This is a genomic window from Nitrosomonas sp., assembly GCF_022842015.1.
Classification (GTDB): domain Bacteria; phylum Pseudomonadota; class Gammaproteobacteria; order Burkholderiales; family Nitrosomonadaceae; genus Nitrosomonas.
Genome location: NZ_JALHQJ010000037.1, coordinates 24,325 through 31,309 on the forward strand (window position 1 = coordinate 24,325; position 6,985 = coordinate 31,309).

At 47.4% G+C, this 6,985-nt stretch carries 6 protein-coding genes; all 6 read left to right on the forward strand.

Annotation, left to right across the window (positions count from 1 at the left end; translation table 11 throughout):
- The first annotated feature begins 2 nt into the window (after positions 1–2).
- On the forward strand, positions 3–212 hold the full coding sequence (locus tag Q0C11_RS08545) for a zinc-finger domain-containing protein (protein ID WP_293007134.1): 210 nt from the start codon (positions 3–5) through the stop codon (positions 210–212).
- Positions 213–319: 107 nt separating this feature from the next.
- Positions 320–1,696, forward strand: coding sequence for a phosphomannomutase/phosphoglucomutase (locus tag Q0C11_RS08550; RefSeq protein ID WP_293007135.1), 1,377 nt, complete (start codon positions 320–322; stop codon positions 1,694–1,696).
- 24 nt (positions 1,697–1,720) lie between these two features.
- Positions 1,721–3,352, forward strand: coding sequence for an NAD+ synthase (locus tag Q0C11_RS08555; protein WP_293007136.1), 1,632 nt, complete (start codon positions 1,721–1,723; stop codon positions 3,350–3,352).
- Between the two features lie 41 nt (positions 3,353–3,393).
- The gene (locus tag Q0C11_RS08560) at positions 3,394–4,908 is read left to right on the forward strand and encodes a M48 family metalloprotease (protein ID WP_293007137.1); all 1,515 of its coding nucleotides are present in this window, start codon (positions 3,394–3,396) and stop codon (positions 4,906–4,908) included.
- A 99-nt stretch (positions 4,909–5,007) separates the two neighbouring features.
- The gene (locus Q0C11_RS08565) at positions 5,008–6,153 is read left to right on the forward strand and encodes an efflux RND transporter periplasmic adaptor subunit (RefSeq protein WP_293007138.1); all 1,146 of its coding nucleotides are present in this window, start codon (positions 5,008–5,010) and stop codon (positions 6,151–6,153) included.
- Positions 6,153–6,911, forward strand: coding sequence for an ABC transporter ATP-binding protein (locus Q0C11_RS08570; protein WP_293007139.1), 759 nt, complete (start codon positions 6,153–6,155; stop codon positions 6,909–6,911). The genes Q0C11_RS08565 and Q0C11_RS08570 overlap by 1 nt, the downstream gene beginning before the upstream one ends.
- Positions 6,912–6,985 lie beyond the last annotated feature (74 nt).

A 6,985-nucleotide genomic window follows, 5' to 3' on the forward strand; every position in this document is an offset into this window, starting at 1 on the left:
GTATGAATCAACAAACCCAAACCAATAATAAAGCCCGCGAAATCGAAGTAACTGCCGACGACTTGCCACTCCATTGTCCGATGCCATCGATGTTGTTGTGGAATTCTCATCCGCGGGTTTTCCTGCCGATTGAAGCTACCGGCGAGGCGCTTTGCCCCTACTGCGGCACTCACTACACGCTCAAAGGCGGCGCTGCGCCTGGCCATCACTAAAACCCACTGACTGACGAGGAAACCTGCGTTCTGATGATAAATTGTAACGAGACCAATAGCAATTTGCCACGTTGTACTAACCACTCTTTTTTCGGATTTATTAAATAATGCAAACCATTCCTCATGAAATTTTCAAAGCTTATGATATCCGCGGCATTGTCGATAAAACCATCACCGTAGAAAATGTCGAAAAAATCGGCCATGCCATAGGTTCTGAAGCACGCGCCAGGAATCTAACGGCAATCGCAATCGGGCGCGATGGCAGATTATCAGGCGTCGAACTATCTCAGGCGCTCGCACGTGGTATCCGCAATAGTGGAATTGATGTGGTGGATGTCGGCATGGTCGCGACACCGATGCTCTATTTTGCCGCGCATCAATTGTGCCAGTATTCCGGCGTAATGGTGACCGGCAGCCATAACCCGCCTGAATATAACGGCTTCAAGATCGTACTCGGCGGTCAGACGCTGGCAGCGGAAACCATCCAGGCCTTGCGAATACGCATCGAAAATAATGACCTGGCCCACGGAACTGGCAATTATTCCGAACAGAATATTGTCAACGCTTATCTCGAACACATCACTCAGGATATCAAGCTCGATCGTCCGCTCAGGATCGTTGTTGATTGCGGCAATGGCGTGGCTGGCGCATTTGCACCTGCGCTTTATCGCGGTTTGGGCTGCCAGGTCACCGAATTGTTCTGTGACGTAGATGGCTCTTTTCCTAATCATCACCCCGATCCGTCTGTGCCCGAGAATCTCAATGACGTGATTCATGCGTTGAAAACTACCGATGCCGAAATCGGATTGGCTTTTGACGGCGATGGCGACCGGCTGGGCATCGTGACTAAGAACGGCAACATCATTAACGCCGACCGTCAGCTCATGCTGTTCGCCGCCGACGTACTATCGAGAAATCCAGGTGGAAAAATCATTTTTGACGTGAAATGCACCCGTAACCTGGCTCCCTGGATCAGCAAGCACGGTGGCACCCCTGTCATGTGGAAAACCGGACACTCGTTTATCAAAGCCAAGCTCATTGAAGAAAAAGCCCTGCTAGCCGGAGAGATGAGCGGACATTTGTTTTTCAAGGAACGGTGGTATGGTTTTGACGACGGGTTATATGCCGGCGCACGATTGCTGGAATTGATGAGCCGCGAAGCGGATATCAACGCCACGCTGAATAATCTTCCCGATAGCCTTAACACACCGGAAATACAAGTACGCACCGCTGAGGGTGAAAATCATGCTTTGATAGCACAATTGCAACAGCAGGCAGTTTTCAGCAATCCGCAACAAGTGATTACTATTGATGGGCTACGCGTCGAATACAGCGATGGATTTGGCTTGGCACGCGCTTCTAATACCACGCCCGTAATCGTTTTGCGCTTTGAAGCAGACAATGAAACCGCGCTAAAGCGTATCCAGGAAGATTTTCGTCACAACATTCTACAAGCGAAGCCGGATGCTCAACTTCCCTTCTAGCTTGCAATAACACCCAGTCAAACCATGCACATTGCCATTGCTCAGATTAATTGCACGATAGGGGATATCACTGGCAATGCAGCCAAGATACTGGCTGCGGTGAAACAAGCCCAGCAAGCGGGTGCGGCGTTGGTCATAACGCCCGAATTGGCATTGTCAGGATATCCTCCAGCGGATTTGCTGTTGCGCGAAACATTTTGCCAGTTCTGTCAGGACGCCCTGACAGAACTGGCAAAATCAATCGGTGACATCACCTTGATCGTGGGCCACCCCTGTTTTGAAGAAGATAACCTTTATAATGCCGCCTCGGTCATTCGCAACGGTGAAATTCAGCATACCTATCACAAAAGAATTCTGAATAAATCACCTTTTTTCAACGAAACCTATTACTTTGATGCCGGCACCAAGCCATACCTATTCGAATTGGAAGGCATCAAATTCGGCATTGATATTTGTGCTGATTTCTGGCTCGGTCATTTGCCCGCAGACGTGGATAGCTCCAGTCTCGACATCTTATTAGTACTCAATGCATCAGCTTATCATGTCAACAAGCAAGTGTCCCGCTATCAAACCACGCACCAATTCATCAAACATACCGGCATCCCCGTTATCCACACCAATCTGATCGGCGGACAAGATGAACTGGTTTTTGATGGCGCATCGTTTGTCATGAATGGACAAGGTGAGCTTACGCATCAGCTGGAGGAGTTTACTGAAACCATTGAACTCATCGAAATTGAGAACAAGCAACCAGTAAAAGGCAAATTAATGCCGACACAATCTCCTGCTGCCAGCATCTATAAAGCCTTATGCTTAGGCGTTCGGGATTATGTTCAAAAAAACGCTTTCCCAGGTGTGTTACTGGGGCTTTCCGGAGGCGTAGACTCGGCGCTCGCGCTCGCGATTGCGGTCGATGCATTAGGCGCAGACCAGATCAAAACCGTCATGATGCCATCGCAATATACCGCCGACATTAGTCTGGAAGATGCCAATGAAATTGCCGAATTATTAGGGGTTAAACATATTGAATGCAGCATAGAACCGCTGTTTGATTTATATCTGAAAAAGATCGCCAAGGATTTTCAGATTTCATTGGACCCGGCTGATTTTAATACCATGCCAGAAAATATTCAGGCGCGCATCCGCGGCACGCTTTTAATGGCACTATCAAATTATACCGGCGCAATGGTTCTGACTACGGGCAACAAATCCGAAATGGCGGTTGGTTATTGCACCCTGTATGGTGACATGGCAGGCGGCTTTGCGGTATTAAAAGATGTCAGTAAAACTCTGGTTTATCAGTTGTGTGAATATCGGAATCAAATCCAACCTGTTATCCCTGAACGCATTATCCGCCGCGCGCCATCGGCTGAATTACGCCTAAATCAGACTGATCAGGACAACTTACCAGCGTATGAAATCCTGGATGGAATCATCGAAGCCTACGTCGAGAAGAATCTTACACCGGCTGAAATCATCGCATTGCATTACGACCCAGCCGATGTTGCCAAAGTCATCCAACTCATTCATAGGAACGAATACAAACGCCGCCAGTCTCCTCCAGGCATTCGCATCACACACTGCGATTTTGGTACCACATGGCGTTATCCCATCGCCTCGCATTACACGACCTGGGCAACAACCACTGCAGAATAAGCATTCACGGAACTCAAAAAACAAATAGATATCCTATTATCATGAAATTAGCTTGTTTGATAATTGTGCTATCGACATGGTTCTCGACCATTAGTTTTGCGCATGAATTGCCTGAGTTAGGCGATGTGTCGCAAGCCAGTATCACGCCACATCAGGAGCGACAGTTAGGCATGAGAATCATGCGCCAGGTCCGCGCCGATCCGAGTTATATGGATGATCCAGAAATCGCCAGCTATCTTAGCAACCTGGGTCATAAATTAATCGCCAACTCAAGTGAAGCCAGTGCAAATCAATTATTTGAGTTTTTCGCGATCGACAATCCCGCCATTAATGCATTTGCATTGCCCGGTGGCTTCATGGGATTCAACAGTGGTCTGATTATCGCCGCACAAAGCGAATCCGAATTAGCGGCCGTGATGTCGCATGAAATTGCGCATGTCACACAGAAACACCTGGCGCGCATGATCGCTGCGCAGAAATACGACCTGGTCAAGCAATTGGCAGCGCTGGCCGTCGCCATCGTCGCCTCGCGTGCTGATGCACAGGCAAGTCAGGCGGTATTGGTTGCCTCACAAGCCAGCATGATCCAATCAAAATTGGATTTCACCCGTAATCATGAAAAAGAAGCAGATCGGATTGGTTTAAGCATTTTATTAGACGCGGGATTTGACCCACAAGGCATGGCGGCTTTCTTTGAGCGTTTGCAGCGAGCTGGACGTTTTCATGAAAATGGTGCGCCTTCTTACCTGCGCACGCACCCGATCACCTACGAACGCATCGCGGATATTCAGAATCGCACGCGCGAACTGCCTTACCGGCAAGTTCCAGATAGTATCGATTTTTTACTGGTGCGCGCGAAGTTACGTGCGTTACAAGGAAATGCGCCTAATACCGTGCGGCAATTCAAAACACGCTTGGCTGAGAAACGCTATAACAATGAGGCGGTTGAACGCTATGGCTATATTCATGCGTTATTGCGTGCCAAAAAATACAAACAAGCCAACGCAGAGCTGGCTCTCTTGTATCACGTTTTGCATAATGATTCATCCATACCCGTGTTGACTAATCACCAACTGGGAAAAACCGTGCGCATTGAATCCAAAAGCATTATCGCCGGCGCAATGATTGAAACACTCTCAGCCCGAGTTAAACTGACCCATGGAGATACAACCGACGCTTACAACGCTTATAAAACAGCATTAAAAATTTATCCACAATATCGCGCACTGATCCATGGCTATGCACAAGCATTAATAGAGAACAAGCAAATTGATACCGCCCTTGAATTTATTACCCAGAAATTACAACTGGTGCAAAGTGATCCGCAATTGTTTAGCCTGCAAGCCCAATGTTACGAGCTATTAGGTGATAAAATGCTCAAGCATCGCGCGCTCGCCGAGTCTTATTTGTTAAAAGGGCACTATGCAGGCGCTGTTGATCAACTAAAGACCGCGCTACAAAATAGTAATGGCAATTTTTACCAACTCTCCAGTGTAGAAGCGCGTTTGAAGCACGTAGAAACGCTCAGGGAAGAAGCAGATAAAGCGGAAAAATAAAAACGCCCGGAAAATTTTCAACCCTATATTTGACGTACATTGCCGAGCATATTTTTTCTACTGATCGTACGGCCCAATTGGATTCATTAAACCTCTCAAATGGCAACTACTCACACAAGAAAAATCATCATTGTTTTGATACTGGTTACAATAACCGCCGCCTATTGGTATAGCGGCGATACAGAAGAGTCTTTAGCGAACAAATATAAGACTCGGGCTGTTGAACGCGGCGATATCATGCAAACCATCTCCGCCAATGGCACACTTACTCCCGTTGTGCTGGTCAATGTAGGCACACAGGTTTCCGGTACGGTGGCTAAGTTACATGCGGACTTTAATGATCAGGTAGAAACTGGGCAGATACTGGCTGAACTTGATCCCGCCATATTACGCGCACAATTGCAGCAATCCAAAGCAAATCTTCTCAATGCGGAAGTCGCGTTAAGAATTACCGAGAACAAATTAAAACGCCAACAAATACTGAAAGAAAAAGAATTTATTTCAACCGAGGCATTAGAAATCATTGAACAGGAAGCTGAAGCTGCACGCGCGCAATTGGCTATCAACCAAGCCCAAGTTGAACGCGACCAAGCCAATCTCAACTACAGCGTAATTCGTTCACCGATTTCCGGCGTCGTTATCGCACGCGATGTCGACATTGGCCAAACTGTAGCCGCCAACTTTCAGACACCGATTTTATTTCAGATCGCTAAAGACCTGAGGCAAATGCAAATTAACATCAGTGTTGCCGAAGCCGATATCGGACAGTTGCATATCGGTCAATTGATAAATTTCACTGTGGATGCCTTTCAGCAACGCAAATTTTCTGGCACGGTCAAACAAGTTCGGCTCAATCCGACCATCCAGGAAAACGTCGTTACCTATAACGTCGTGGCCATGGTTGATAATGATGATGGCGCATTATTGCCCGGGATGACCGCCAATATCCATTTTGTCGTGATGCATAAAAATGACGTGCTGCGCGTCCCCAATGCCGCTTTAAGATTCCAACCCAAGGACATGGAGACAAGCGAAGGTGGTAAAACGGCTAAACCCTCGCAACAACCGACGGTATATCTACTCATGGGAAACCGCCCTGCTCCGGTTACCGTCGCCACTGGAATTTCCGATGGTAATTTCACTGAAATCAGCAGCGACACAATCAAAGCCGGTGACAAGGTAATCCTCAATGAAGTCATCGATAAAAAAGAATCTGAGAGCAAGTTCAAACTAAGAGTCTTTTGATGTCTTCGATTCAGGCCACACACTCCGCTCAACCTCTTATTCAATTAGAACATCTTTGCAAAAGCTACAGTTTGCAGGATGTGCATGGTCAAATCATCACAACTCAGGTTTTATACCATATCAATTTGACCATTCATCAAGGTGAATTTGTCGCCATCATGGGGCATTCTGGATCAGGCAAATCCACCTTAATGAATATACTCGGCTGTCTGGATACCCCGACCAGCGGGTCGTACTGGTTATCCGGCAAGAACGTGGCGGCACTTTCCAGTAATGAATTGGCACAAATCCGTAATCGAAACATCGGGTTTGTATTTCAGGGATTTAATTTGCTCAAGCGCATGACAGCGCTCGATAATGTAGCAACACCATTGCTCTACGCCGGCATCAGCCGCTCCAAGAGTCGCAAGCAAGCGTTGGAATTCCTGCGCCATACCGGCCTGGAAGATTTTGCCATGCATCAACCCAACCAGCTTTCCGGGGGACAACAACAACGGGTCGCAATCAGTCGCGCATTAATCAATCATCCCTCGCTGATTTTGGCGGACGAACCGACCGGCAATCTGGACACACAAACCAGCAATGATATTATGCAGTTATTTGAGAAACTTAACCGAGACCAAGGGATCACCATCGTGCTGGTCACGCACGAAGATGATATTGCGGCCTACGCGAGACGTTTAATCCATTTAAAGGATGGACACGTCACTATTGATAAAAACAATACCGAAGTGACGGCCTTGCATGAGACTTTTTGATATATGAATCTAGCGGCAATTTTTGGTGAAGCATTGCGCGCCTTACGTCAGAACCGTCTGCGTACAGGATTGAC